General features: G+C 69.4%; 25 protein-coding genes. 8 read left to right on the forward strand and 17 right to left on the reverse strand.

Features of this window, described 5'->3' with window-relative positions; genetic code table 11:
• Positions 1-120: 120 nt before the first annotated feature.
• The gene (locus IPL40_09870; protein ID MBK8481466.1) at positions 121-1,110 is read right to left on the reverse strand and encodes a hypothetical protein; all 990 of its coding nucleotides are present in this window, start codon (positions 1,108-1,110) and stop codon (positions 121-123) included.
• A 286-nt stretch (positions 1,111-1,396) separates the two neighbouring features.
• Between IPL40_09870 and ssb the strand changes: the two genes are divergently transcribed.
• Positions 1,397-1,801: a single-stranded DNA-binding protein gene (gene ssb, locus IPL40_09875; GenBank protein ID MBK8481467.1), complete on the forward strand. Its 405-nt coding sequence runs from the start codon at positions 1,397-1,399 to the stop codon at positions 1,799-1,801.
• Here ssb and IPL40_09880 read toward each other — a convergent pair.
• From IPL40_09880 to IPL40_09920, 9 genes are all read right to left on the reverse strand, one after another.
• Positions 1,782-2,654, reverse strand: a complete 873-nt coding sequence (locus IPL40_09880) for a D-alanyl-D-alanine carboxypeptidase (protein ID MBK8481468.1) — start codon at positions 2,652-2,654, stop codon at positions 1,782-1,784. The genes ssb and IPL40_09880 overlap by 20 nt on opposite strands.
• A 55-nt stretch (positions 2,655-2,709) precedes the next feature.
• Positions 2,710-4,296, reverse strand: a complete 1,587-nt coding sequence (locus tag IPL40_09885; GenBank protein ID MBK8481469.1) for a nucleoside kinase — start codon at positions 4,294-4,296, stop codon at positions 2,710-2,712.
• 155 nt (positions 4,297-4,451) lie between these two features.
• The gene (locus IPL40_09890) at positions 4,452-6,050 is read right to left on the reverse strand and encodes a phosphatase PAP2 family protein (protein ID MBK8481470.1); all 1,599 of its coding nucleotides are present in this window, start codon (positions 6,048-6,050) and stop codon (positions 4,452-4,454) included.
• Positions 6,047-6,790, reverse strand: a complete 744-nt coding sequence (locus IPL40_09895; protein ID MBK8481471.1) for a hypothetical protein — start codon at positions 6,788-6,790, stop codon at positions 6,047-6,049. Before IPL40_09895 ends, IPL40_09890 begins: the two co-directional genes overlap by 4 nt.
• Entirely contained in the window at positions 6,790-7,974 is a 1,185-nt protein-coding gene (locus tag IPL40_09900; protein MBK8481472.1) for a hypothetical protein, read from the reverse strand. Before IPL40_09900 ends, IPL40_09895 begins: the two co-directional genes overlap by 1 nt.
• Positions 7,967-9,010 carry an acyl-protein synthetase gene (locus IPL40_09905; GenBank protein MBK8481473.1) on the reverse strand — a complete coding sequence of 348 codons (1,044 nt, stop codon included), beginning with the start codon at positions 9,008-9,010 and terminating at the stop codon, positions 7,967-7,969. Before IPL40_09905 ends, IPL40_09900 begins: the two co-directional genes overlap by 8 nt.
• Positions 9,007-9,975: an iron-containing alcohol dehydrogenase gene (locus IPL40_09910; protein ID MBK8481474.1), complete on the reverse strand. Its 969-nt coding sequence runs from the start codon at positions 9,973-9,975 to the stop codon at positions 9,007-9,009. Before IPL40_09910 ends, IPL40_09905 begins: the two co-directional genes overlap by 4 nt.
• A gap of 5 nt (positions 9,976-9,980) precedes the next feature.
• Positions 9,981-10,226, reverse strand: coding sequence for an acyl carrier protein (locus IPL40_09915; protein ID MBK8481475.1), 246 nt, complete (start codon positions 10,224-10,226; stop codon positions 9,981-9,983).
• Between the two features lie 8 nt (positions 10,227-10,234).
• Positions 10,235-11,416, reverse strand: a complete 1,182-nt coding sequence (locus IPL40_09920; protein MBK8481476.1) for an AMP-binding protein — start codon at positions 11,414-11,416, stop codon at positions 10,235-10,237.
• Positions 11,417-11,627: 211 nt separating this feature from the next.
• Between IPL40_09920 and IPL40_09925 the strand changes: the two genes are divergently transcribed.
• On the forward strand, positions 11,628-12,050 hold the full coding sequence (locus tag IPL40_09925) for a S8 family serine peptidase (protein MBK8481477.1): 423 nt from the start codon (positions 11,628-11,630) through the stop codon (positions 12,048-12,050).
• Positions 12,051-12,092: 42 nt separating this feature from the next.
• Here IPL40_09925 and IPL40_09930 read toward each other — a convergent pair whose 3' ends face one another.
• The 4 genes from IPL40_09930 to IPL40_09945 all read right to left on the reverse strand — a co-directional run bounded on the left by IPL40_09930 (position 12,093) and on the right by IPL40_09945 (position 14,618).
• Positions 12,093-12,296 carry a hypothetical protein gene (locus IPL40_09930; protein ID MBK8481478.1) on the reverse strand — a complete coding sequence of 68 codons (204 nt, stop codon included), beginning with the start codon at positions 12,294-12,296 and terminating at the stop codon, positions 12,093-12,095.
• Positions 12,297-12,698: 402 nt separating this feature from the next.
• Positions 12,699-13,604, reverse strand: coding sequence for an ATP-sensitive inward rectifier potassium channel 10 (locus IPL40_09935; GenBank protein MBK8481479.1), 906 nt, complete (start codon positions 13,602-13,604; stop codon positions 12,699-12,701).
• A 136-nt stretch (positions 13,605-13,740) separates the two neighbouring features.
• Complete coding sequence (locus IPL40_09940) at positions 13,741-14,160, reverse strand: hypothetical protein (protein MBK8481480.1); 420 nt, start codon at positions 14,158-14,160, stop codon at positions 13,741-13,743.
• A 143-nt stretch (positions 14,161-14,303) separates the two neighbouring features.
• On the reverse strand, positions 14,304-14,618 hold the full coding sequence (locus IPL40_09945) for a hypothetical protein (GenBank protein ID MBK8481481.1): 315 nt from the start codon (positions 14,616-14,618) through the stop codon (positions 14,304-14,306).
• A 728-nt stretch (positions 14,619-15,346) separates the two neighbouring features.
• Here IPL40_09945 and IPL40_09950 point away from each other — a divergent pair.
• The 3 genes from IPL40_09950 (at position 15,347) to IPL40_09960 (ending at position 17,093) form a co-directional block, all read left to right on the forward strand.
• Positions 15,347-15,724, forward strand: coding sequence for a hypothetical protein (locus tag IPL40_09950; protein ID MBK8481482.1), 378 nt, complete (start codon positions 15,347-15,349; stop codon positions 15,722-15,724).
• Between the two features lie 66 nt (positions 15,725-15,790).
• Positions 15,791-16,471 carry an ATP-binding protein gene (locus IPL40_09955; GenBank protein MBK8481483.1) on the forward strand — a complete coding sequence of 227 codons (681 nt, stop codon included), beginning with the start codon at positions 15,791-15,793 and terminating at the stop codon, positions 16,469-16,471.
• A gap of 142 nt (positions 16,472-16,613) precedes the next feature.
• Positions 16,614-17,093, forward strand: a complete 480-nt coding sequence (locus tag IPL40_09960; GenBank protein ID MBK8481484.1) for a hypothetical protein — start codon at positions 16,614-16,616, stop codon at positions 17,091-17,093.
• A 213-nt stretch (positions 17,094-17,306) separates the two neighbouring features.
• Here IPL40_09960 and IPL40_09965 read toward each other — a convergent pair whose 3' ends face one another.
• Entirely contained in the window at positions 17,307-18,515 is a 1,209-nt protein-coding gene (locus IPL40_09965; protein MBK8481485.1) for a tetratricopeptide repeat protein, read from the reverse strand.
• Between the two features lie 239 nt (positions 18,516-18,754).
• Entirely contained in the window at positions 18,755-21,559 is a 2,805-nt protein-coding gene (locus IPL40_09970) for a phosphoenolpyruvate carboxylase (GenBank protein ID MBK8481486.1), read from the reverse strand.
• 249 nt (positions 21,560-21,808) lie between these two features.
• On the opposite strand from IPL40_09970, the gene IPL40_09975 reads away from it, so the two are divergent.
• The 3 genes from IPL40_09975 to IPL40_09985 are packed head-to-tail and all read left to right on the forward strand — an operon-like array spanning position 21,809 to position 24,959.
• The gene (locus IPL40_09975; protein MBK8481487.1) at positions 21,809-23,389 is read left to right on the forward strand and encodes a hypothetical protein; all 1,581 of its coding nucleotides are present in this window, start codon (positions 21,809-21,811) and stop codon (positions 23,387-23,389) included.
• Positions 23,386-24,354: a glycosyltransferase family 2 protein gene (locus IPL40_09980; GenBank protein ID MBK8481488.1), complete on the forward strand. Its 969-nt coding sequence runs from the start codon at positions 23,386-23,388 to the stop codon at positions 24,352-24,354. Before IPL40_09975 ends, IPL40_09980 begins: the two co-directional genes overlap by 4 nt.
• On the forward strand, positions 24,348-24,959 hold the full coding sequence (locus IPL40_09985; protein MBK8481489.1) for a methyltransferase domain-containing protein: 612 nt from the start codon (positions 24,348-24,350) through the stop codon (positions 24,957-24,959). The genes IPL40_09980 and IPL40_09985 overlap by 7 nt, the downstream gene beginning before the upstream one ends.
• On the opposite strand, the gene rffA is transcribed toward IPL40_09985, so the two are convergent.
• Complete coding sequence (gene rffA / locus IPL40_09990) at positions 24,920-26,086, reverse strand: dTDP-4-amino-4,6-dideoxygalactose transaminase (GenBank protein MBK8481490.1); 1,167 nt, start codon at positions 26,084-26,086, stop codon at positions 24,920-24,922. The genes IPL40_09985 and rffA overlap by 40 nt on opposite strands.
• Positions 26,087-26,154: the final 68 nt, after the last annotated feature.

Raw genomic sequence — 26,154 nt, forward strand, 5'->3', positions numbered from 1 at the left:
CACGCCTGGGTGCCAGCGCTGCGCCGCGCGTTCGAGTGGAGCGCGCGGGTCGCAAACAAGCAGCGAATGCCTTGCCGAGGGGCTCGCGGAGGGACGCTGCAAGTGCCTCCCCCGCGGGCGCTAGTGCAGCGTGGGCGCGATGAAGACCTGCCCGGCGGGTAACCGCCGCAGGACCTCGCGGTAGCGCTCACGCCGGCGCAGCGCCAGCTCGCCCTGTGCGGTGCTCTCGCGCAGCCGTCCGGAGCCCAGGGCGCCGATCAACCGGCCGCGAAGGGCACCGAGCTGCTCCTCGACCTCCAGCAGCCCGAGCGCGCCGTATTGTTGGCGGTCGGCCTGCACCCGCAGCACCACCCGCCCCCGATGGCGCCCGACAAAGGTCACCTGGTTCAACTGCGGGACCTTGCCGAACAGAGCCTCCAGCGTCGCGGTCAGCGTCGTGGTCGCCAGCTCGAAGCTGACGCGCTCGACGGCGGCGCCGCTGCCATCGTCACGGACAAAGGGGATCGTAACCTCGACGCTGAGCGCTTGCGGATCGGCGAGCAGCTCCGGGCGCAGCACGCCAGTGTACTGCGGCTGCCGACCCAAGGCCTCGGTCGCCAGCCGCAAGAGCGGCAGCGCCTGGCGGTTGACGACCGTGGGTGCGCCCACCAGACCCTCGCGCAGCGTCCGCCCGATCCAATCGTCGCCCCCCCCTCGCGCCGCGGCCTCGCTGCCGTAGTAGCGCAGGTCGATCCGCGCCGCGGCCCGCCCGGCGGCGCCGAAGCCACGCCGACTCGCAGCCTGGCGGAAAAGGGCATCCATCAAGCGCTGCAGCTCATCCCGATCGAGGTCGGCCTCGACCGCGACAGTGACGCGAATGCTGCCCCCGGCAGGCGCACGCAGGCTCTCGTCGAGGACGACCGCGGCGCTGACTCCGACGGGCGGCAACAAGGGCTTGAAGTAGAGCCGGGCAGCGCTGACCGCCGGCGGTCGCTCGGCGGCACAGCCGCTCGCCAGCGCCGCGTACGACCCCAGCAGCAGCAGACCAGCGGCGCCGACGATCCTGCGCGCGCCACGGGCCGCGAGACCCCTCCCCTCGCCACCCCCTGCGCGCCTGCTCCTAACGATCATCGATCCTCCCGCGCGAGGGGCGGCGCTGGTCGCTGCGCCGGCTGAACCCCGCCGCGGCGCAGCGTACCACGCCATCGACCGGACATCGGGATGCTCCAGCGTCCGCCGCCCGTCCGCCGTCCGTCCGCCGTCCGTCCGCCGTCCGTCAGTCCCGGCGCCGGAGGACCGGACGCGCTGGCCGCGGGGCCGCGCCTCGCCCAGTCCTTTCGCATGCTTGCGGGCACGCCCCGCTTGGACCGGCTCTTGCTGTTCCCTGGCCTGAACCACCTGCACAGGAGGACGGAACATGGGCAGCAGCGTAAACAAGGTCATCCTGCTCGGTCACCTCGGCGCCGACCCCGAGCTGCGGCAGACGAGCGCCGCCACACCGGTGTGCAACCTCGCGGTCGCCACCAACCGACGGTGGAGTGACCCCCAGGGGCAGAAGCATGAGGAGGTGAGCTGGCATCGCGTCGTCGTCTGGGGCCGCCAGGCCGAGCTCTGCCAGCAATACCTCCGCAAGGGGCGACAGGTTTACGTCGAAGGACGTCTGCGCTCGGCGAGCTACACCGACAAACAGGGGGCCAAGCGGCAGGTCAGCGAGGTCGTCTCCGACTCGGTGCTCTTTCTGGCCGCGCGCGGCGCCGACGACCAGGGCGTACCGAGCCGCGCGGGCGACGACCCACCGTGGGTCAGCGCGGCCGAGCGTTGAGCCAACGCAGCAGCGTCTCCTGATCGCGCAGGCGCCAGGCCTTGCTGCGGCTACCAAGCAAGACGATGGCCACGTGGCCAAGCGCCCGCTGCTCGACGACGACGGCGAGACAATAGCCGGCCTCCGCGTTGTAGCCGGTCTTCGAGGCCAGGAAGCGCGGATAACGCCGCTGGCCCACCAACGGATTCGTGTTGCGGTAGTGATTGCTGAGATAGCCACGCAGCGGCGTGACGCGGTGCGCCTGGCTACGCATCACCTCGCTCAGCGCCGGGTCGCGACTGGCAGCGTCCACCAGCCGGCCGAGCTCCAAGGCCGTGCTCACGTTGCGCGGGTCGATCCCCACGGGTCCGGCGAAGTGCGTGTGGCTCAGCCCCAGCTCCTTGGCGAGCACGTTCATCCCTCGGACCAACCCCGCAGCATCGAGCCCAACCGCTCGTCCCAAGGCCGAGACCGCTCGGTTGTCGGAGGAGAGCAAGGCCGCATAGAGCAGGTCCTGATTGCGATAGGTCCAATTGAGCTCGAGCCGCGTCCGAGCGCCGCCCAGCGCCACCTGCCAATCCTGGCGATCGATCGTCGTCCCTGCCTTCAGCTGCAGCCCGTGGCGCCGGACCACGAGCGCGGCCGCGAGCTTGGTCAGGCTGGCGATCGAGCGCAGCTCGTGCGGTCGACGGGCAAGCAGCACCTCGCCCGTCGAGGTCTTCAGCACCAGCACCGCACGGGCGCTGAGCGTCAGCCCGCCATCCTCTTTGCCGAGCGCCGGCGCGGGCCCCAGCGGCGCGGGAGCCGCCGGCGCGGCCTGGCTGCGCGCGAGCAGCCCAAGCAGCAGCAGACCCATCGTCGTCGTGCGACGCAATGCGGCCTGATGGCGACCCGACCGATGACGGGCCGCGGGGCGCGCGCGCGCGCCCTCAGTACTGAAAGTAGCTGCCACCGATGAACTCACGCAGTAACGACGTCTCAGGAATCGTCTCGTCGAACATCGGCACGAAGTACTCGACGAAGCGCAGCAGGCGATAGGCATCGACGAACGAGGGATGCTCCTCGGGCACCTCGAGCAGATAGCGCTCGGCATAGAGCCGCAGCACCGCGTGCTCGTAGACCAGCTCCGAGTTGAACATCACGTCGGCGGCCTCTTGGAAGGGAAAGATCCAGCGCTGCTCACCGCGCCGCACCCGCGCCCAGGCGGCGATCGTCTGCTCCGCTGAATAGCCGCGAAAGAGCCGATCGCGCACGATCCGCCGTAGTAGCCGCGTATCTGAGGTGAAGATGCGATTGTGCTCGTCGACGCTGAGCTGCGTCATGGCGTTGGTGTAGATACGAAACTTCCGCTCCTCGTCGATGGCCGGCGTCAGGCGCGGATTGAGCCCGTGGATGCCCTCGACCAGGAGGACCTGGTCTGGCCTCAGCCGCAAGGGACGCCACTGGCTCCTCGGGCGCCGCCGCCCGCGCACGAAGTCGTAGCGCGGCGTGAGCACCTCCTTGCCGGCGAGCAAGCCCGCCAAGACGCGATTGAAGAGCTCGAGGTCGATCGCTTCGAGCGCCTCGAAGTCGGGCTCGCCGTGCTCATCCAGCGGCGTCGCGCCGCGATTGACGTAGAAATTGTCGGTCGAGAGGCCGACGGCCTGCGCGCCATTGATGCGAAGCTGGAGGCTCAGGCGCGCGGCGAAGGTCGTCTTGCCGGACGACGAGGGGCCCGCGATCAGGACCAGTCGCGCGCGCTCGGCGCGATGGCAGATGTGGTCGGCGATCTGCGCGATCTTCTTCTCGTGCAGGCCCTCAGCGATGCGAATCAGCTCGCCGGCCCGGCCCTGCAGCGTCAGCTCATTGAGCTGGCCCACGCTCCGCACGCTGAGCAGCTCGAGCCACTCACGTCGCTCGCTGTAGACCTGGCGCAGCTTGGGCTTGTCCTCGAGCGGCGCGATCAGGTCGGGCCGCTGGCGCGTGGGGAAGCGCAGCAGCACCCCCGAGGGACGCGGGAGCAGCTCGAAGTGCCGCACCAGACCCGTGCGCGGCACCACCGGATAGTGGTGGATGTCGCAGAACTCGCCGCAGTAGACGAGCGTGACGTGCGACTCCCACCAGGTCTTGAGCAGGCGCAGCTTGTCGGCCTCGCCCGCGGCCGCGAAGATCCGCTTGGCCTCGGCCAGCATCACGAGCTCGGTCCGCAACGGCATATCGCGCGCGACCAGCTCGCGCATCCGCTGCTCGAGTTGCTCGGCGTGCCCGGGGCTGAAGGCAGCCCCGGCGCGGATCTCCCACAGGTAGCCGTTGCCCAGCGCCTGGCCGATCGACGCCGCCGCGGGCCCGAAGAGCTGCCGCGCCGCCTCGAGCAGCACCAGGGAGGCCGCCCGGCGATAGACCAGCACGCCCTCGCGCATCGCGTAGTTGACCGCGCGCACCTCGGCCGCAGCGGTCAGCGGGAAGGAGAGATCGACGCAGCGATTATGCACGATCGCCGCCAGCGTCAGCGGCTGCGCTGGGCCGTAGACCGCCAACACCTCCCCGACTGGCGTCCCATAGGGAACCTGATGCGTTTCCGTCCCAAGACGGATTTCGACGGAGCGTTGTCCGGATGTCATGGCCGCGGACGATACGGAGGCCGGCCCATAAGAGCAAGTTGCCGCCACGCGCGCGCCTCGCCGTCCGCGCCTCAGCGTGGCGGAGCGAGCAGGGAGCGTAGCCGCCGCGCGAGCAGCGCGGCGCGGCCCTTGCCTCCCGGAAGCTGCGCGAGCTCGGTCGCGGCGCGCGCCACCTCGACGCGATCGATGCTGCGTTGCTCGAAGCGGGCGAAGGTCAGCCAGAAGAGCACGTCGGGATCGGCCGGCAAGCGCTGGCGCAGCTTGCTCAGCAGCGGCAGGGCGCGCGCGCGCTGACCGGCCTCAGCACAGGCCAGGGCCAAGACTCGCGCATCCTCCGCCGCCAGGCGCACCCCAGGCGCCGGCTCCAGCGCGCGGATCGCCCGCGCGAACTCGCCCAGCTCGAAGGCCGTGCGCCCGAGCAAGCTGCGAGCCTGCGCGTGCTGCTTGCCCGCCGGAAGCTCGCCCAACGCCCGATCGAAGGCCTGCAGCGCGCGCCGTCGGTGGCCCTGCACCAGGTACTCGATCCCCGCCAGGTAGTGGCCAAAGGGCGTCTTGCCGACCAGCTCGCGCTCGATGAAGTCCTGCGTCAGCGGAAAGCCGCCGCGTAACATCAGCGAGGCACGACCGACCACCTCGGAGCCGAGCACGATCAGCAAGGAGAGCAGCACCGGCAGGCGGAGGGCGCGATCGTTCCAGCCGAAACGCGCGGGCGGCGCCGCTGCGCTCGTGGCCATGGTCGCTGGCGCGCGCCCTGGCGCGTTCGCCGCGGTCGGCGCCGCGGCCGCCGGTCGGCGGAAGAGCTCGGTCTTGTAGGCGACCACGAAGGCCAGGCCGGCGACCGCGATTCCGGCCAGCTCGTCGACGATATAGTGCTCACCGAGATAGACGAGCGAGAGCACGACGCCGGCGAGGTAGACCAGCGCCGGGACGCCGCGCCAACCGAAGTGCCAGAGCGCGACGCAGGCGAAGAACGCGGGGAAGGCCGTGTGCAGCGAGGGCATCGCCGCGATTGGGTTGACGTCGAAGGCCCGCTGCAGCGTCGGCACGCTGAAGCTGTAGAGCGACGAGCGAATCGGCGCGATCGGCGGCAGCGCGCTGAAGGTGCCGGAGGCCATCCACGGCGGCACGGTCGGCACGACGAAGTAGAGCAGCAGGCCAGCGCCCAGCGTCAGCAGCATTCCGAGCTTGAAGCGCCCGAAGTCCTCGTGGCGCCAGGCCCAGATCGCCAGCGCGAAGAAGAAGAACACGACGAAGTGCGACGCATGGATGATCACGGCCGTCTTGTCGAGCAGCCCGATCGTCGGCGGCCGATACCACGCACGTTGCAGCGTAACGGTCGGCACCTCGCCGAAGAGGGCGCGCTCGGCGGCGATGGCGTAGCCCATGTACACCCGCAGGCCGAGCTTGGTCGTCACTGAATACACCAGGCCGCGCAGCGCATCGAAGAGCACGATCAGCGAGAGGAAGACCGCCCAGTCGCAGATGAAGACCTTGAAGCGACGGGTCGCCATCGCCACCAGGAAGAGCACCGGGACGATCGCGGTCTTGAAGATGAAGCCGAAGTGCCCCGTCAGCGCGAGCACGCCGAGCGCCCCGAGGTAGAGCAGGATGATCGCGGCGGGCACCCACGCCCTCGACCGCGCGGCGACGCCGGACGAGCGCTCAGTCATTGGCCCTCTCCCTCGTTGCACGAACACGCGGGGCGCGCGCCTCCCCGCACCCAAAACCAGCAGCCGGTGGGCCGGACGAAGCGCGCACCGAGACTCGCGTAGATGTTGTGGACCGCCGTGTTGCTCGCCTGAAACGAGGCCGCGCCGATCCGCGCGCCGCGCTCCGCATAGCTCGCCAGCGCGAGCTGGTAGAGCAGGTATCCGCTGACGGTGGCTTCGCGGCTCAGCATCGCCAGCGTCAAATCGATCTGCGTCGCCCGGCGCGCGGCCAGAAACCAACCCTGCACCTGCCCGGCGCGGCTGCTGACGCGCAGGCAGTCCGCCGGCTGCGCGGTGATCAGTCGGTTGCCCCAGAGGGCATAGCGCTCGCTCAGGCGCGCCGCGGTCATCCCCGGCAGAACACTGAAGCGCTCGTGCTCGAAGCGCGCCAGCGCCTCGGCCTCGAGCCGAAAAGGGGCGCGGTCGGCCGCCTCCACCACCAGCTCGGCCGCGCTCGTCGTCCGTCGCAGACCTTCGAGCGCGATCCGAAAATGCAGCTGCGTGTCGACCTGATAGAAGCCCGCCCGCCGCAGGGCCGCGAGGGGCAGCGCGCCGTGCAGCGGTGCCTTGAGCTCGACCCAGGCGAAGGCCCGGAGCTGGCGCTCGCGTTCGCGCGCGGGCAGCTCGATCCAATCGAGACGATCGACGATGCCGACCGGCTCGCCCCACCAGCGGCTGTTCAGTTCGTGTTCGCGCAGCATCAGCGCACCTCGAGCCACTCGAAGCAGCTCAGCCAGTAGCTCCAGCCGTCCCATACCGGGCCGAAGTGATGCATCTCGGCCAGCGGCACCAGGCGCTTGACCGCCTTGGGGGCGAGCGCAGGCCACCAGCGCGGCCGGCCCTCCCGCGCCGCCAGCGCGTAGCCGATGGTCTGCGTGTCCGCCGGCAGTCGCGCCGCGGCCGCCTCGGGCGTCGCCCACGAGAGCAGCAAGGTCATCGGCTCCTCGATCAGGGGTAGCGCGAGGTCGCCGAGCGCCAACACGGCCGCGTGGCGCTCGACCAGCACGGCATCCCAGCCGTGCGCCGCCGCGAGCTGGCGCGCCATCGTGTTGGCCGAGGCCAGATGGAGCGGTGCGTCGCGCGGCACGGCCCGCCGCCAGCGGAGGCTGAGCTGATCGCGCAAGCTGCGCGCCTGCGCCTCGTCGCCGCCGAGCAGCAGCACGCGCCGCGGGGAGGTGCAGCCGGCCTGGCCGTAAATCGCGAAGACCTTGATCAGCGTGTCGACCGTCGCGCGATCCACCGCGCCGGCCTCGATCCACGCCTCCGAATGCCGCTCGACGAAGGCGAAGCCACAGCTCTCGATCGGATGGGGCAGCGCCTCAATCGCCTCGGCCGCCGCATGCGTCCCGAAGACGATGCGGACCTGCGCCGCCGCCGCCATCCCCGCCTGCCGCGGGTCGTCGCGGCCGATGGAGAAGTGCTCCACCCGGTCGAGCAGCCGCGCCAGCTCGCCACCACGGCCAGCCTGAGCGCGGAGGAAGGACAAGAACGCCGCCGTCAGATCGTCGGCGCTCGAGCCCGACTTCAGGTCGACCGCATTGCCGGTCAGACTGAGCAGCACCAGGAGCAGCGGACCGAGCAAGCTGACGTTATTCGGCAGCCAGACCGCCACGCGTCCGCGCGGGCGCACCACCCAATCCACCGCCTCGTCACTGCCTACCGCAGCGCCGAAGGCCTGCGCCAACACGCGCTCGAGCTGCGAGCGATCGACGAAGGCAATCAGATAGGCCCATTCGTCGCGCGTGAACGCTGGTGGCAGCTCGCGGCACATGGCAGCGCGCAGCGCATGCCACTCGGCCAGCAGCGCCTCCAGGTCGAAGGGCAGCGCCAACGCCGCCGTCCCCCGTGCCGAGCGACGCAAACTCCGATGCATTGCCTCAGCCATTGGCGCAGCCCCTCAGCTCCGCCTTGGGCAGCCGCCCCAGCAGGCGGAAGCGGGGGCCGTGACGGCCACAGGCGCAGTCCCCCGGCTCGAGCTGCCCCAGATCCTCCGTCAACACGCTGTGACAGGGCGCACCCCAGCTCAGCACGTTGAGCAGCTGGAGCTGGCCGGGCTCGCTGGGGAGCGGCGCGAGCGTATGGGGATCACGGACGAGCACGTCGGCCCATCGCGGGACGTGGCGCAGTCCCTGCTCGCAGAGCGGATAGACGATGCCGACCTGTTCGACGAGGCCGTAGTAGTCGACGACCCGCGATCCCGCGCCGGCGGCCGCGAGCAGCGCGGCGTCGAAGCGCTCACGCGTCACGGCCTGGCGCTCCAGGCGCTTCCAGCCGCCGCTATGGACGAAGTGGATCGACGTGCCCTGCAAGCGACGGCGAACGCGCTGGGGCGGCGCAGCGCTGCCCCAGGCGCCCCACAGCATCGAGGTGAAGCCATAGACCAGCAGACCTGACGCGCCCTCGGCCACCTCCGCGACCTTCGCCCAGTCGAGGCTGCGCGGATCGTCGCTATCGGCGAGCACGAAGTGGATCGCCGAGGCCAAGGGCTTGAGGCTGAGCGCGGCGGCCGTGCGAGCCGTGACCTCGCCGCGACGCAGCAGCGAGCGCGCGCTGTCGAGCACCAGCAGAGGGCGGAGCTCGGCCCCGAGGAAATCGCGCAGGATCGCCGCGCTGCTGCGCGCCTGCAGCGCCGAGCTATACCGGTCGAGCACGATCATGCTCGGCGTCGCGCCGGTGGTCGCCGACGAGAGTAGCGTCCGCTGGTGCTCGAGCTGCACGCCCTGGGTCAGCAGGCGCAGGCGTTTGAAGAGCCCCACGTGCAGATAGGGCAGGCTGGCGACGGTGCCGTCTGGACGCCAGCCGGGCCAGGCGCGGGCCAGCTCGGGGCAGCCTGCCAGGTGATGCGCGGTCAGGCGCTCGAGCTCCGCCACCAGCTGCTGCTGGCTGCGCGAGGCGTAGGGGGAAGCATCGAGCAGCGTCACCTGGCTCCCCCTTCGACTTCCTGCTCGATCAGGAGCTCCAGCGCGCTCGGCCGCACCAGGGCGCAGTTGGTGCGCGTGCAGCGATCGCGCAAGATCGCCGGCCATTGCGCGCGCAGCAGCGGTAGCAACTGCCGCTGGCGCGCCGGGTCGCCGAGCGCTTGCGCCGTGGCCCAGACCGCTGTGGCGTCCACGGCATACTCCGCGAGCAGACGACCGACCTTGCCGGTGGTCTGCTCAGCGTGGCGCAGCACGGGCCCGAGCCAGGTCGCACAGAGCGCCGCGTGGCCCAGGCGCAGGCCCCGCGCGTCGCAGGCGAGCGCGCTCTCCAGCACATGCGCGATCCCATGCACCAGTCCGACGCTCGAGCGGGCCTGGCCGGCGCTCGCAGCCGCTCCGAGCTCGAGCCACTCCGGATCGCGACCGATCCCGACGATCAGCATCCGGCGCATCAGCGCGGCCAGCTCCGCGCGCAGCTCCGGCGTGGCCAGCGGCGAGAGGAAGCCCTCCAGCGCGTGGGCCCAGACATCGCCGCTCGCGTCACGCAGCCGCTGATCCGTCAGGCCCTCGAGCAGCTCCGGCCACAGCACACGCACGTCGGGCAGCAGTCCTGGGTCGACGGTGATCTGCTTGCCACTCGGCGTATTGCGCACCGCGATCGGCGAACTCTCGGCGCCGCTGCCCCAGAGCGACGGCACGGCGATCAGCCGCAGCTCGGGGTGGTATTGCCAGCGCAGCAGCTTGGCCTGGTCGAGCAACGTGCCACCGCCGACGGCGATCAGCGCATCGAGCGGCGGCAGCGGCTGCAGCGCGGACTCCAGCGCCGGCCAGGGCAGCGCGCGCGTCACGCGCTCGCGCAGCGACGCCGTCGTCCAATGCGCAGCCCGGCCGAGTTCCGCCGAGCAGAGCTCGGCCGCGGTCCAGACCGGCTGAACGCGCGGGGCCTGCGCGGCGTCGCTAGTCCGCACGGGCGCTACTCCCCACAGCCGACGCCCTCACGCTCGAGGATCGCGACCAACGCGGGCACGCCGTCGAGGCCCATCGCCTCCTCCGGACTGAGGTGATAGCCGAAGGTCTGCTCGACGCCGACGGCCAGCGAGACCACCCCAAGCGAATCCCACGTATCCACCTGCGCCCGCTGCAGCTCGAAGCTGAACTCCTCGGGGTCGAGCAGAAACGTGTCGATCAACAAGGCCCTGAGCCGGTCGCGCTCCGTCATAATCCTCTTCACCCCTGCCGCCAATGCACGGTTCTTTCGGCCATCGCCCCCAGCCCAACTCGGTCGACCTTGCCGTTGTCGAGCCGCGGCAGCGCCGATACGCTCTCGAGGCGCAGCGGCCAATGCGGTCGCGGGAAGTGCGCCCGCAGCGTGCGTAACACCCCGCGCACCTCCGCCTCGCTCGGCGCCGGAGCCAACACCAACACGTAGCCGGGTTCGCCCAGGGCGTCCTCCAGCGAGCAGTGCCCCGCCTCACCGTGCCACTGCTCGAGCACCCTGCTCAAGACCGCGCTGACGGCGACCTTCTCGCCGTAGCGCTTGAAGACCTCGCCGTCACGGCCGTCGAGTTGCCAATGGCCAGCGGCGCCCGGCCGCCCGAGGTCGCCCGTTTGCACGAACTGCTCCGGCGCCAGCGCGCGAAAACCCTGATCGTCGACGACGGCGACCGCGGCGAAGGGGCTGCGGAAGAGCAAGCGGCCAGCATCGTCACGCGCGAGCTCGATGCCCGGCAGCGGCCGGCCGAGGTCGGCCGCCGAGGCGCCTTCCTCGGCGCGCCGCAACGCCAGCCGCGGCATCGCCTCCGCGCAGCCGTAGTTATTGAAGACCTGGGCCCGGGGAAACATCCGGCGAAGCAGCGGCAGCTCGCGCTGGGGAAAGGGCCCGCCGGCGAAATGGAGGCGGATCACCCCTGGGAATACCGCCTCGCCAAAATGCCGCCCCAGCAGCTGCGCCTGAGCGCCGACCAGACAGAGCATCGCGTCCTGAGCCTCGGAGAGGCTGCGCCGCAGCGCCGCCGGATCGCCGAGGCCGCTGGTCGTCGTCAGCGTGCGATCGAAGAGGCGCGCCCACAGCCATTGATTGACCAACGCATAGCAGTAGGTCAGCGGCAACAAGAGCAGCGTTTGCGCGACCGGCTCGCTCTGCTGCAGGGCGTGCAACAGCCGCGCGAGACCCTCCGCGCGCGAGCGCGCGCCCACCACGAGCTTCGGCGCGCCCGTGCTCCCGGAGGTCAGCAGGGCGAAATGCCCGCGCTGCAAGGGGCCCGGAAGGCGCTCGAGCGCCGCCTCGATCCACGACAGCGCCACCGGGCACTTCCGCGGCACGAAGCAGAAGCTGTCGTCGGCGCGCCAGGCCCGATCGAGCCTCCCGAGGTCGGCCTCGACCTCGTCGTCGAAGAGGATGCTACCCACGACGAACGCCTCTCCGGCCGAACGCGGCCCTGCGCTCGACCGCGCCACGCGGCGTGCTGCGCTGCGCTCAATGATCGAGCGCGCAGTCTACTGCAGCCGCGACGCAGGGTCGATTCCGGCGCGACCCCGCGCGATGGCGCGGCTACGACCCTTCAGACATTCCTCGCCCCCGTGAAGCGCGCGGGCGCAGCGAGGCCGGGGTGGCCGCGACGTGGTCGTGGGCGTGCAGGGCACGGGCTTTCTGCTCTCACACCCCGCCTTCGCCGGGCTACGGGTGCTCGCGCAGCGTGACTTCGTGCAGGGCGACCTGACCACCGCGAACGAGGCCGGCGACCCACCCGGGCAGCACGATCACGGCACCAAGGTGCTCTCGCTGCTCGCCGGGCAGGAGCCTGGCGTCTTCAGCGGCGTGGCACCCGAGGTCACGGTACTGCTCGCCAAGATCGACGACCTCAGCCTGAACACCCAGCTCGAGGACGACGGGTGGATCGCCGGGCTCGAGTGGCTGGAGGAGCAGGGCGCCGACATCGTCACCTCGTCGATCCTCTCCTGCGCGGGCGGCGGGAGCGGTCGCCCCGAGTTCAAGCACGGAGCGACGGAACCCACCTCCCTCGCCGCCGCACGCCCGCCGTAGCCCCTACCCGCGTCTTGGACCGCCCGCCTCACAGAACGAAGGTCACCCCGCCAGGCGATGCACCCTGACGACCTTGTCATCCTGCACCTCAAAGACAACGTAGGTCCTGGCGAGTCTCAGCAGCCGACTAGCCCTCGGAGGGCGATAGGGATGCAGCTTCTTCGACACCAGGTTCTGAAAGCTCATATCCAGCGGAGAAACGTCGCAGAAGCTCAGTCGAAGCTCCGCCTCCGACCTGCCGATCACCGCCGTATCCTCTTGCGCAGCGATGAACCCTCGAATCGCCTCGAGGCAGCGCGCCGCGACTGGACCGGCAGTGGCGATGCGCGCGGTCCCCCTAGACCCCTCGTCCGCAGCGACCTGCCCACGCGCTTCACCCCGCTCGGCGAGCCGCACCTCCCCCACGCTTCGGCTGGCTGACAGCGGCCCGTCCGGTCGTTGCCCTGCGGGCGGCGAACGCCTTGCGCTGCAGCCCTCGAGCGCGAGGCAGGCTGCGCAAGCCACCATCCAACGACCGAGTCTCAGCCTAGGAATCATCGTCGCCCTCCCCACCCCACTGGTCTGCATCTCGCCCCAGCGTCCCGGGCGCGTCCCCGGCAGCGCTGGTTCGCTCGCCAGGGAGCCTCGGACGCCTTAGCAGCCCCGTTCTCAGCCCGGTTCTTGGGACGCCCCACCAAGGCTCGACGGTGCCTCGGCGGCGAGCTGGGTCTCGTGAAAGCGGCGATAGTCGATCTGCAGCTGCCCGTCGGGCAGCGTCTCGATGATGTCGACCAGCGTCCGGTTCAGCAGCACCTCATCTGGGTGGTAGACGTGACGCGCGTGCACCTGCGACGCCAGGGTGCTATCGATCCCGGTCAGGGTGGCGATCACCAGCACGTGACCATCATGGCGGGCCTGCGCGTCCAGCCCATACAGGGGGCTGTGCACGTCGATCGGATGGATGACGGTCCAGCTCAGATAGAAGATCGGGGTCGTCGTGCGGATCAGCCGTAAATCGTGCAGCCGCCGCATCGACTGACCTTCGGGGCTGACCTCGTCTTTGAGGACTGCCACCCGCACAGTGGCCTCCACCACTTCGTTGGTGCGGGTGTTGCCGACCCGAAACATCAGCGCCGGCTGACCGTGGTAGCGCGTGATCACCGCGCGCTCGCTGAAGAGCACCCGTGCCCGCGGCCGGGCAAACTTCGCAAAGGTCAGCCCGGTGACCACCGCGAAGCCCAGCACGCCGACCAGTGCCTCGAGCGTCACGACCATCGAGGCATAGGTCGTCTTCGGCACCATCGCGCCATAGCCGATGGTGGACATCGTTTCGACGCTGAAGAAGAAGGCCTGGCCGAAGGATCCGGGGGCGAGGTTCTTTACGCAGTCCCCACCGAGCAGGAAGAGCCCCGCGAAGAGGGCATTGGCCGCGACGAAGGCGGCAACCACCAGACCCATCAGCTGCGGCCAGGAGCTGTCCATCACCTGGAAGTAGACGTCGGCCCAGGGCGTCTGCCGCACGCCGAGGCGTACAACCTTCTCCCCGAAGCGGGGCCGTGGCGCGGAAGCATTCATCCGACTGAGGCCATCATTTTCACGGGTGTCTCCGCGCCTCGCTCGCTGCTCAACCGCGCCTCCCCTCGCTCTCGGCGCGTCTCAGGCGACGATGCGCCTCAGGAGGGCGATTCGGCTATGCGCGCTACCCATAGCACTAAAGGCCGAGCCCAAAAGGATGGCGCCACAGCTCCTTCCAGCCCTCACAGTGGACGATCTCGTTCAGCGCACCGCCAATGGCGTCCTTTGACCGTTCAGACAGGGTCTGGTTGAACACGCTGCCTACGGCTACACCCCCTTCGAAGGCGACCGTGACCAGGACGAATTTCATGCCGGCAGCGGCCACCACATGCAGCAGGCGTTGACCGAAGGACCAGCGAAAGACCTGAAGCGTCCCTGAGCTCGTGAACTCGGCAGGAATGGCTCCAAACCCTCGGCTTGCCCACTGCAAGGGAGTCAGCGCGCCGAACTCCCTCGCCAGGGCACTTCCTACGATCATGCCCGCTCCGAGCTTTGCGGCCTTGCCTCCGGCGCTGGAGTTCGTCAGGCGGAAGTCCTGCCAGGCTGCGCGTGCCATTGTCCGCAACAACGATGGGAGTGTGGCCCCCCCGCGCAGCTCGAGGTCGCTCCTGTAGACGACACATACCCGGTCCCCATTGGACGCCATCTCTCCCCCCTTCGGTCCAGGCCGAGGCTGACCTCGGCTGACAGCCCTGCCCCTCAGCGCTGCGCGAACCAAAACAACAGCCAGACTAGGCCGCCAATCATCAGGAACAAGGAGGCGACCCAGAGCGCGTGAAGCCAGACGCCGTGCCGTCGGTAGCCTCGCAGGCCGAGGAGGCCTGCCGAGCCGGCGACCAGCAGGGGCCAAGCACTGCGAACGATCGCCGCAGCGAGGAGCACGACAGCCAGCGCGCCAAAACCAGCGAGCGCGGCCAGGCCGTTGCGGACCTGGGTGCCCATCCACCCACCGAAGCAGTCACGTGCTGGCAGGTCCCAGGCTGAAGCGGGCTCGCGCTGCTTCTTCTGCTTCATCCATCAACCCTCGTGCGACAACCCTCGTGCGACAACCCTCGTGCGACAACCCTCGTGCGACAACCCTCGTGCGACAACCCTCGTGCGACAACCCTCGTGCGACAACCCTCGTGCCGCAACCCTCGTGCGGCAACCCTCGTGCGACAACCCTCGTGCGGCTCATTCTCGGGCGTCCGAAGAAACCGTTGTCTCCCCTCAGCACGAGCGTCGCCCTCCACGCACCGCGCTGAAGGCGCAGGCTGGCAGCCTCTTGTCGCTTTGCCACCATCCCCTGCCACCATCCGCCACGCGGGTCAATATGGCGCGCGCATGTTTTGAGTTTTCGCTTTCGCCATTCTCGGACGGCATAGTCGCAACGGTCCGGCCTTGCTCCCCTGCCGAGGGAGGCGGCTGGCCACCAAGGCCCCGCCGCGACGATACACGCCAGTGCCTGGACCCAGACTTCTGGCGCAATAATGGAGGCTTAGCGAAAGACATAGCATTCCCTTTGGATCAGGGAACGCGCCTCCGCCTCGCGTCACCCACTCCCACCGTCCCGCTAGGTTGGACGTCCGGAGAACCGCATAGCCTTCTTTTGGGGTGATGAAATGCGCATCTTCTTCGCGTCATATCAACCCAGATCGGGCGTCCCGGGCGTCCCGATGTCGGCATGCAGCGGCTCGAAGCGGTGTTGCGCAGACAGTCCGCGTTCGTTGCGGTCGGTCGAGCGCCGCGCTGGAGCCTGCTGGATGCTGAAGAGACTCTACATCGACAACTACCGCTGCCTGACCAACTCCGAGCTCCGGCCGGGGCAGGTGGCGGTGCTCGGCGGGCTCAACGGCGCCGGGAAGTCGACCGTCCTCGATGGGTTACGGTCCGTCAGGGCCTTCCTCGGTACCGGCGGTACAGTGACCGAGCATTTCCCGCAGCGGTCTCGCACCCGGTGGGATACGCGCTTGGAGCAGCGAATCGAGCTAGACGTCGAGGACCCGCTGGGCACGCCCTTCCGTTACATGCTCGAGATCCGTCACGATCCTGAGCAGCGTGACGCGGTCATTCGGGAGGAGCGGCTGACCTCCGGCGCGGATCTTCTCTATCGCTTGGTGGGAGGTGAGGTGTACCTCTAGGGCAACGACGCCAGCCCGGAGCCGCGCACCACGTTTCCCTTCGCGCCGAGGCGGTCATTCCTCCCGGTGCTTGACGCGCGCCCGGACAACCGGCGCATCACCGCGTTCAAGCAGTGGCTGGCGGGGATGTGGCTCTTCTCGCTGCGCCCGCACGCCCTCGACGCGATCTCTCTCGAGGAATCCGACTCCCCCCACGAGACCGGTGGCAACTACGCCTCGTGGTATCGGTCGCTGGTGCAGACGCGCCCGGAGCTGGCCGAAGCCCTGCGCGAGGACCTTGCGCCGCTGATCCCCGGACTGAACGCCCCACCAAAAGTGATCAAGACGGAGCGTGACGCGAGAGTGCTGGTGCTCGAGTGCGCAGGTGCATCGGGGAAGACCTTCAGCCTGGGCGTCAATGAGCTCTCCGATGGGCAACGGGCCTTGCTGGTGCTCTACAGCATCCTTCGCGCGCTCGCCCCCTTCACGTCGTTGCTGGTATTCGATGAGCCCGACAACTTCGTCGCGCAGACCGAGATCCAGCCATGGCTCGCGGCGATGCGCGAGGCGGTCGTGAACGCCAAGCACGGAACTCTCCTCGTGCTCTCGCACCACCCCGAAGTCATCGACTACCTGGCGGCTGACCAGGTGCTGTACCTCTGGCGGGGCGGCGGCGGCCCAACGCGCGTCCGCGAGCTGAGCATCGACCGCGACCAGGGACTGACCGCGTCGGAGGCAAGCAAGCTCGGACTCGCCGATGCCGACTAACTCGGTTCGCCTCAGGATCTGGTGCGAGGACCGCGACCAGGAACGCTTCGCGCGCGAGCTGTTCCGAACCAGCTTTGGCGTCGCCAGTCGTCGCCTGACCTTCTTGGTGGCTCCTCGCGGCAAGGGCGCAGCCTCCGGCTGGGTGATCAGTCAGAGCAAGTACGAGGTGCGCCGGCAGGTGCGGGCGACGAGACGCCAGCAGGGACTGGGGTTCGTGCTCATTGTCGACGGCGACAACGTCGGCTGGCGCAACCGGCTGGATACCCTGGTCGGCAAATCCGGCTCGCGCGAGCAGGGCGACCGGCGGGCCGTGTGGGCGCCGACGTGGAGCGTCGAGACATGGGTGCTCTATTTGTGCGACGAAAAGCTCGATGACCGCGTGGTCGACGAGTCCAGGAGCTTCAAGCAGACCATCGCGCAGCGTGGTGGCTTCACGCAGGATCTGCTTCGTCAGGCGGCGACGGCATGGGATTCGGGAGTGTCCGCCCTCGATGCTCGCCACCCGGCGTCGATGCTCCCCAGCCCGGATGATACGCGAGCGTCGGCGCGGCGGACGCGCGCGGGCGCGGGGCCTCAGGCGCTCGCGGGGGGCACTCCCCGGCATGGCTCGAAGTCGATCTGATCGACCACCAGGACGGGCACCGACGACAGGTCGGGACTCGCGAGATTGACCAGGCCCGCGCCCGCATACACGCCGAGGGCTGAGACGCGCTGCCCCTCGCCGCGAATCAGCCCTGGCAGCTCGTCTCGGGGCACCAGGGACGCCGCGCCGAAGCGTAGAGGGGCTTCACCTCTGCGCCGCTCACGATCGCATCCTCGTCGACCACCGCCACACTCAGGTCTCCGATGCGTCCTTTGCCGCAGAACGGGCCTTGGCAGCGTATTCCTCGAGCTGCTCGGCTTCGTTGGGATCGCGCGAGCGCACGAGATCGGCAAGCGCTGAAAGGCGCTCAGCAAGGAACCCTTGGTAGCACGCCCGCCTCCCTTCGCTGGCATTGACCTCTGCAATGCCGACCGCTCTTCTTAGGAGGGTCTCCGCTTCCGCCCAATCTCCGAGTTCACGACGAACGCGTGCAAGCGTGGCCAAGCTCCGGCTCACGCTGGCGTGCTCTGGTCCGTTCTCTCTTTCGAATAGTTCAACGACTCTCCGACGCAAGACCTCGGCTTCGCCCCAGGCCCGCCGATGCTCGAGCATGCTGGCAAGCATCTCGATTGCCTGCGGTAGTCCCTCTTTATCCGGCTCGAGAGCGTTTAGGCGCTCGCGTGTTAGCCCCTCTCCTTGTTCGAAACGGCCAGCCTCAATGAGAGCCCACGCAAGATTGCCCTTGTCGATGTCGCGACGGACGGAATTGCCCATGCGCTCAGACAAGGCAATCGCTTCGCGCCAATGCGGAATCGAAGCTTCGTGCCTTCCCAAGTCATCGAGTATAGCCGCGAGCTGTTGATGGCAGAACAGCAGATTATTCACCGGGGCCTCGGAAACCCTCTTCCACGTCTCAAGGGCAGTCTGCCAAAATTCAGCGGAATCCGCCTCGTGGCCAGACGCACGAGCCTGGCCAGCCATGGCTTCGAGGGCTCGTGCAAGTGTCGCAGCATTCCCAGGCCCAAGCTCCTTCGCGATTTCAAGCGCTCGGGTGCCAAGCGCCTCCCCTCCCGGCTCCTTCGCTAGCTTCCTTAGGAAGACCTCCCTCAAGAGGCAGTGCACCAGCGCAGGATGCTCTGATCCGAGCCTCTCTTCCGCGAGACGGCTCGCCCGCGCCGCTCCCTGGAGAGCCAGTCGATAGTCCGGACGCATCAGCGCTTGCACAATCTGCCCCGTCAGCTGCTCCAACTCGAGAAGTGCGAGCAGCTCGCGCGCCTTCCTGCCGGGAGTCAGCATCGCCACAAGTGCGCCCACCGAAATGGCCATCACGGCCGAAAGCGCCAGGCGCTGACCGGTGAACTCGCTCGCGCGAAGGGCGGCGACTACGCATGCCACGGGGAACACAACTGCGATCGCAATCAGGGTGTTCCGTACACGGGGGTCGAGCGAGCGCATCACCACGTACATTCACCTGATGAGGGACGGGCCGCAACCCCCCACCGTCCCCGACCTCTACGCGGGCGTTCCCGACTCGGCGTTCCCGACTCGGGTTAGTTTGACGCACACGTGATGTGCAGTCCTGCATCCACGGTGAATGCCACCGGGACCACCGTAGCGGGTCGCGATGCGTCCGCGCATCTGGTTGGGCCATGGGACGCCCATGGGACGCCCATACGCGGGCGCTCGAACCACCGCGTGTTCTAGCCTGTGGTGCGCATACCGCTGGCGATGGCGTTCACCGTAAGCAGCAGCGGCGGCAAGAGCTCGCTCGACTCGGCGCTTCGGCCCGAGTCACCGAGGTCGCGCCAGCGCGCGAGCAGCTCGATCTGCCGCTGGTGCAGCGCGGCGAGGCCCGCTTGGCGAAGTTTGAGGGTTTGCCAGAGGCGCGGTCGGCGTAGCGCCAGCGGACCCTCGAAGAGCTCCTCTAGAAACTCGCAGCAGAGCTCGAACTCGCGCTCGATGCGCTCGAAGACGCGCAGCCTGACCGTCTCGTCGCGCACCAGCTCGCTGTAGTCGCGCATCACCGAGAGGCTGGCCGAGGCGACGTTCGTGCTGACGTTCTTCATCACGTACGCCAGCGGCGCCCAAGCGCGCAGCTCCCGCGCGAGCAGCGCGAAGCTCGCCGGACGCTCGCGTCGCAGCTCAGCCAGGGCGCTGCCCACGCCGTACCAGCCCGAAATCAGGTAGCGTGCCTGGCTCCAGCTGAAGACCCAAGGGATGGCCCGCAGGTCCGCCAAGCTCCCCACCCCGTGGCGACGCGTCGGCCGGGAGCCGATACGGCTGGCCTCGATCACATCGATCGGCGTGGCCTGCCGGTGAAAGACGAGGAAGCCATCGAGCTCGAGCAGGTCGCGGTAGGCCGCGCGGCTGGCCCTGCACAGCATTTCGAGTGTCTCGGTCAGCGCCTCGCTCGGGGTGCCGTGGTCGGCGCTCACGCGCAAGAGCGTTTCGGCGGTCGTGCCGGCGAGCAGGAGCTCGAGGTTGTAGGTGCAGGTCAACTTGTTGGCGTACTTCTGCGCGATGGTTTCCCCTTGCTCCGTCAAGCGCAAATCGCCGCCAAGCGCGCGCGCGGGCACCGCGCTGAGAAAGCGGTGCGTGGGCCCCGCCCCACGGCTGATCGTGCCGCCGCGGCCGTGGAAGAAGCGCAGCCGCACCCCCGCCCGCTCCGCCACCACCAGCATCGCCTGCTGCGCGCGATAGAGCTCCCACCAGCTGGCCAGAATGCCCGCGTCCTTGTTGCTGTCGCTGTAGCCGATCATCACCTGCTGCACGAGCTCGCTGGCGCCGTCGCACTCACGTTGGCGTTCGAGGCTGCGCCGCACCAGCGGATGCGTGAGCCAGGACGACAGGATATCGGGCGCCGACCGCAGGTCGTCTGCCGTCTCGAAGAGCGGCACCACGGGCAGCGCACAAACCAGGCCCTCCGATCGATACTCGGCCAAGCCCACCTCGCGCGCGAAGAGCACGACGGCGAGCAAGTCGGAGAGCCGGCGCGTCATGCTCACGATCAGCGCGCCCACGCCCTCGCGACCAAACTGCGCGACATGACCGGCGACCGCGCGATAGCAGCCGAGCACCAGGTCGGCTTCGGCGCCGTGAACGGCGCCCGGCAGGCTGAAGGGGCGCGGCGAGCGCAGCTCTCGTTCGAGCACCTCGAGACGCCGCCCCTCGTCCCACTCGGCGTAGTCCGCTCCGTCGTCTCCGCCCGCCGAAAGCAGCTGCGCCAGCGCCGCGTCGTGAACCCTGCTGTTCTGACGGATATCGAGCGCGGCCAGATGGAAGCCGAAGGTCGCGAGGGAGCGACACAGCGGATAGACCTCCGCGCGCGCGAGCCGCGCCGCGCCGACCGCGACGAGCGAGCTCGCAACCAGCGCGAGATCGGCCGACAACTCGCCGGGCGCGCGATACTGCGGCCGCGCGGGCTGAGCGCCGGGACCTTCAGGCTCGGGTTCCACGCTCGGAAAGCGCAACAGGATCAGCCCGACGATCTGCCGCCAAGGCTCGGCGGGGTTGGCGCGCAGCACCACCTCTGACGCCGGCCCCAGCTCCTGCTGCAATTCGGCCAGACGCCGCAGCAAGTCAGAGGGTGGGGTGAGCAGGTGCGACGACAGACTGAGGCGCCGGACCAGCTCGGTGAGCTGGCGGCGGAGCAGTGCGATCGCCTCTTGCCGCAAGAGGCGCAGGGTCGTCGCGGTTACCTCGGGCGTGACGAAGGGATGGCCGTCACGATCGCCGCCGACCCAGCTGCCAAACGATAGGCGCGGCAGCCGCAGGGGGTCGTCGAGCAGGCACGCGTCGAGCCCGCCGGCGACCCACGCTTGCCGCAGGCGTTGATCCAGCAGCGGCAACACCACGGGGAAGACGTCGCGCAGGTAATGCAGCACGTTGCGCACCTCAGACGAGACCTCAGGGCGTTCAACGAAGATATTGCCGGTGCGCCACAGCCGCTCGAGCACCGCTTTGAGGGACTCGCGAGCCTCTTGCCGCTCGGCACGCGTCCACACCTGATTCTCGCGTGCCACCAGCAGCAAATAGAGCTCGCGGTGGTGCTCGAGCACGGTGGCGCGCTTGGCTTCGGTCGGGTGCGCCGTCAAGACGGGCTCCACGCGGACGCGCGGCAGTGCGGCCGCGATAGCCTCCGCGCCCAGCCCCGCGCTGGTCAAGCGCCGCAGATTCTCCCCCCAGAGGCCCGGCTCGGCTGCCAGGCCCAGGCGATCCTCGCGAACGCGGCGGTCCTGCACCGCGGCGTTCTCTTCGACCGCATTGAGCAGCTGAAAGGCGATCGAGTAGGCCTGCGCCATCACCGACGAGCACAGGTCGGCATCCGCCGCGCCGGGGTCCGCTGAGCCGAAGCGCTCGATGGCTGAGGCCAGCGCGAGGTGGCCCAAGTCGCGCAAGACCTCGGCGAAGCAGCCGCAGACGTAGGTCAAGTCCGCCTCGACCTTGGCGAACAACTCCAGCGGCTGATCACTCACCCGAGGCTCGCTTGGTTCGGGAAATGGCATCGCGTTCTCCTGGTTAGCTGCGGCAAGCAGAGCAAATGCGCGTGGCGCCAGCGGACCTATGCAAAGCGTACCCGAGTGGACCCCGAATTCTGGACCAGAACGCCCAGACGAACGCCCAGACGAACGCCCAGATCAGCGCCCTAATGGCAGCAATACTAATGGCCGCAATACTGTCGAGCGCCCACAATAATTGACCGTCAGGGGGCTGCTCGCTACCCTCGCCGCTCCGAATTTCCGTCAGGTGCCGCGATGTGGGGCTTCTTTCGGCGCGGCCAGGCGCCGCGCGCAGCCAACGCCAAGGAGCTGGAGCGAGGCGACCCGCCGATCGCCGGCTCGGCGTTCGACGTCGGCGGACCCAGCGATTGGAAGACGCTCGGGCTCTTGCTCGGCCTCGCCGTCGCTGCCGTCGCGATTCGCTGGCCCTTCTTCAACGTGCCGATGATCACGGACGAGGGCGGCTATGCCTATGTGGCGCGTCATTGGACCGCTCAGACGCGCCTCTATCGCGAGATTCCCTTCGGGCGACCGGAAGGGATCTTCCTGCTCTACAAGCTAATCTTCGCGACCCTCGGCGGCGACGTGATCGCGATCCGCGTCTTCGCGGCGCTCTACAACGCGGCCACGACGCTCGCCCTCTTTGCCCTGGTGCGGACCGTCTTCGGGTCGCGCGCCGCCTGGATCAGCGCCAGCACCTATGCCCTGCTGAGCGCCAGCCCGGTGATCGAGGGCTTCAGCGCGAACGCCGAGATCTTCACGCTGCTGCCGCTCGTGCTCGCGGCGCATGCGCTCTGGAAGCAGCAGTGGTTCTGGGCCGGCCTGCTGACGGCGATCGCGACCAACCTCAAGCCCAGCGGCATCGAGGGCGCGGTCTTTGGCCTGCTCTGGATCGCGGCGACCCGCCCCGGCTGGCGTGCGCTCTTCGTCTTTGGTCTCGGCGGCGTGGTTGGCGTCGTGCCATCGCTCCTGCACGGCCTCGCGATCGGCTGGAGTCATTATTGGTACGCGATGGTGGTCGTCCGCCGCGAGGTCTACGCACCCGAGATCACGGCGCTGGGCGCGACGCTGGCGCGCTGGTGGGCGGGGGTTTCGGCGACCTATTCGGCCTGGGCCTTCCCCGCGCTGCTCTTCGTCAGCGCCGCGCTGCGACCCCTCGGCAAGGCACGCCTCTTTGCCCTGATCTGGCTGTTTGCGGCCTGGGTCGGCCTGGGCGTCGGCGTCTGGTGGGATTGGCACTTCTTCATTCAGCTCCTGCCGCCGCTCTGCTTCTTGGCGGGGCTCGGCGCGCTCCAGCTCTGGGAGAGCCAGCGCTGGCGCAGCTCGCCGTGGCAGCGCGTTCAGCGCTGGGGCTGGGCCTCGTTGGCGACCGCCGCGCTGGCGCTCTTCGCGCTGCACAACGCGCGCTTCTGGACCTACGACCCGCTGCGCGCCTCGTGGGAGTGCTACCATCGGCCCGGCTATGTCTTCAGCGCGCCGCTCGCGCGCTACATCCAGGCCAAGACCCAGCCCGGCGAGCCGATCTACGTCGCCTTCTCGCAGGCCGATCTCTACTACCTCGCGGATCGACCGGCGGCCGTGCCCGAGCAGCTCTACTACGCGGTGGCGCGCTACTCGCCGCGCGCCTTCGCCAAGGTCGTGGCCGCGCTCGAGCAACGCGTGCCGGCCTTGGTCGTCGTGGCTCAACCGCCGCCCTCGAACCGCATGTCGCTCGAGGCCTTCCACACCCTGCTGGCGCGCGGCTACGTCTTCGAGCAACGCTTCGGCAACCTGCAGGTCTGGCGGCGCAAGCTGGCGCATGAGCTGGCCGCGGCCAGAGGGGAGCACGCCTCGTGACCGTCTCGGTGGTGGTACCCGTTTACAACAGCGCGGCGAGCCTGCCGAGCCTGATGCAGCGACTGCAGCCGGTGCTCGACGGCCTCGACCCGCAGGCCGAGGTGATCCTGGTCAATGACGGCAGTCGCGACGATAGCTGGCGCGTGATCGAGCAGCTCGCGCAGCGCTATCCGTCGATTCGCGGCATCAATCTGATGCGCAACTCGGGCCAGCATAACGCCCTGCTCTGCGGGATCCGCGCCGCGCGGCGCGAGGTGGTGGTGACGATCGACGACGACCTGCAGAACCCGCCCGAGGAGATCCCGCGGCTGCTCGCCGCCCTCGGCGACGACTGTGACGTCGTCTACGGTCGCCCCGCCACCGAGCAGCACGGGCTGCTGCGCGACCTGGCCTCCTACGTGACCAAGCTCGCCCTGGCCAGCGCGATGGGCGTCGCCACCGCGCGCCACGTCAGCGCCTTCCGCGCCTTTCGCACGACCCTGCGCCAGGCCTTCGCCGCCTTCCGCGGCCCCTTCGTCTCGATCGACGTGCTGCTGACCTGGGGCACGACGCGCTTCACCGCGATCACCGTGCGCCACGAGCGGCGCGCGATCGGCGCGTCGACCTATACCGTGGGTCGCCTGATCGCCCACGCGCTGAACATGATGACCGGCTTCAGCGTGCGCCCGCTGCAGGCGGCCAGCATCCTCGGCTTCGTCTTCACGCTCTTCGGCGGCGGGGTGCTCGCCTTCACCTTGCTGCGCTACTGGATCGCCGGCGGCGGCATCCCGGGCTTCCCCTTCCTCGCCTCGATCATTTCGATCTTCGCCGGGGCACAGCTCTTCGCGCTCGGCATCATCGGCGAGTACCTCGCGCGCATGCACTTCCGCATGATGGACCGCCTGCCCTACACGGTACGCGAACGCACCGCAGCCCCAGGGGAGAGCGCGCCCGCGCCAGCCCCGGAGCCGACCGGCAAGTGCTGATTCGCCTCGCCCACCGCATCGTCGCGGTGCCCTGGATCTACGACCTGGTCCAGACCCTGGCGGGCACCCACAGCGTCGACCGTCGCATTGCCAGCGCAGCGCGGCTCTGCGCCCGGCGCATCGTCGTCGATATCGGTGGAGGAACCGGACATCGCGGCCAGCTCTTCGCCGGCTCGGGGCTCTACCTCTGCCTCGATGTCGACGCGCAGAAGCTGGGGGGCTGGCGCGCGCGCGGCCGGCCCGGGCAGGCGATGCTCGCCGACGCCACGCGCTGCCCCTTTGCCAGCGGCACGGTCGACCTGGTGCTCCTGACGGCGGTGGCGCACCACCTGACCACCGACCAGCTCGCGCGGGCGTTGACGGAGATCGCCCGCGTCCTCGGCCCCAAGGGACGGCTGCTGCTGGCGGAGCCCACCTGGGTGGCTTGGTATCCCGTCGGCCGCCTGCTCTGGCGCTTCGACCGCGGCGCGCATCCCCGCAGCGCCGAGACGCTACGCGCACTCTTGCGGCGCGACTTCGAGCTCGTCCACGAGCAGCGCTGGACGCCGCTGCATCGCGTCGTCTTCTACGTCGCCCGACCCCGCCCGCCCGCGCCCAGCGCCTGAAGCACCTCGCAGAGCGCCTCGACGCCCAGGTCCGCAGCCTCCAGCGTCAACTCCGGAAAGAGCGGCAGGCGCAGCAGGCGGCGACCGATGTCCTCTGTATTGGGCAGCGGCAACAGCGCCCCGCGGCGCACGGGCGCCCGGTAGGCCGGCGCGAGGTGCAGCGGCTCGTAGTGGCTGGTCGCCTGGACGCCGCGCTCGCGCATCGCGCTGAGCACGCGCCCGCGCTCGACCTCGGGCGGCAGCAGCATCGCCAGCAGATGGGCCGGCGGCGTGCATCCGGCGGGGACCTGCTGCAGCTCGAGACCGAGTTCCGCGGCATGAGGTGCCAGCCGCTCGCGGTAGCGCTGGACCAGCGCCTGGCGGCGCGCCTGGATCGTCTCGGCGTGCTCGAGCTGCGCCGTCAGCAAGGCCGCGAGCACATCGGCGAGCAGGAAGCTCGAGCCCACCTCGCGCCAAGTGTAGCGGTCGACCTCGCCGCGCAGGAAGCGATGACGATCGGTCCCCTTCTCGCGCAGGATCTCGGCGCGGGCGAGCAGCGCTGGATCGGAGACCACCACGGCCCCGCCTTCACCGCAGCTGACGTTCTTCGTGCCATGGAAGCTGAGCGTGCTGAGCTGACCGAAGGTCCCCAGCGGCCGCCCGTCACAGCTCGCGAAGAGCCCGTGCGCGTTGTCCTCGACCAGGCGCAGGCCACGCTCCGCACAGTAGGCGCGCATCGCCGCCAGGTCGCGGGTAACCCCACCGTAATGCACGGCGACCACCACCTTGGTCGCCGGCGTGACCGCCGCCAGCAACTGCGGCAGCTCCATCGAAAAGGTTCCGGGGTCGACGTCGGCGAAGCGCAGCGCCGCGCCGCGGATCGCAAAGGCATTGGCCGTCGACGAGAAGGTCAGCGACGGCATCACGACCTCATCCTCCGGGCCGAGGTCGCAGAGCAACGCCGCCAGCTCGAGCGCATCACTGCAGGAGGGCGTGAGGAGCACAGGCGCCCCGTTCATCCGCGCGCTGAGCAGCGCCGCCGCCCGCCGCGTGAAGGGGCCATCGCCCGAGAGGTGGCCGCCCGCCAGGCTCTCTTGCAGGTACTGCAGCTCGCGCGGGGCGGTGCAGTGCTTCGAGAAGGGAATCATCGTGCGGAAAAGTATAACGTACCTGGCTCAGCGGACGGCAACAAAGGCGGGCGCCGGACGCCCCCCTG

The sequence above is a fragment of the Pseudomonadota bacterium genome, from assembly GCA_016711215.1.
In the GTDB taxonomy this organism is placed as follows: Bacteria; Myxococcota_A; Polyangia.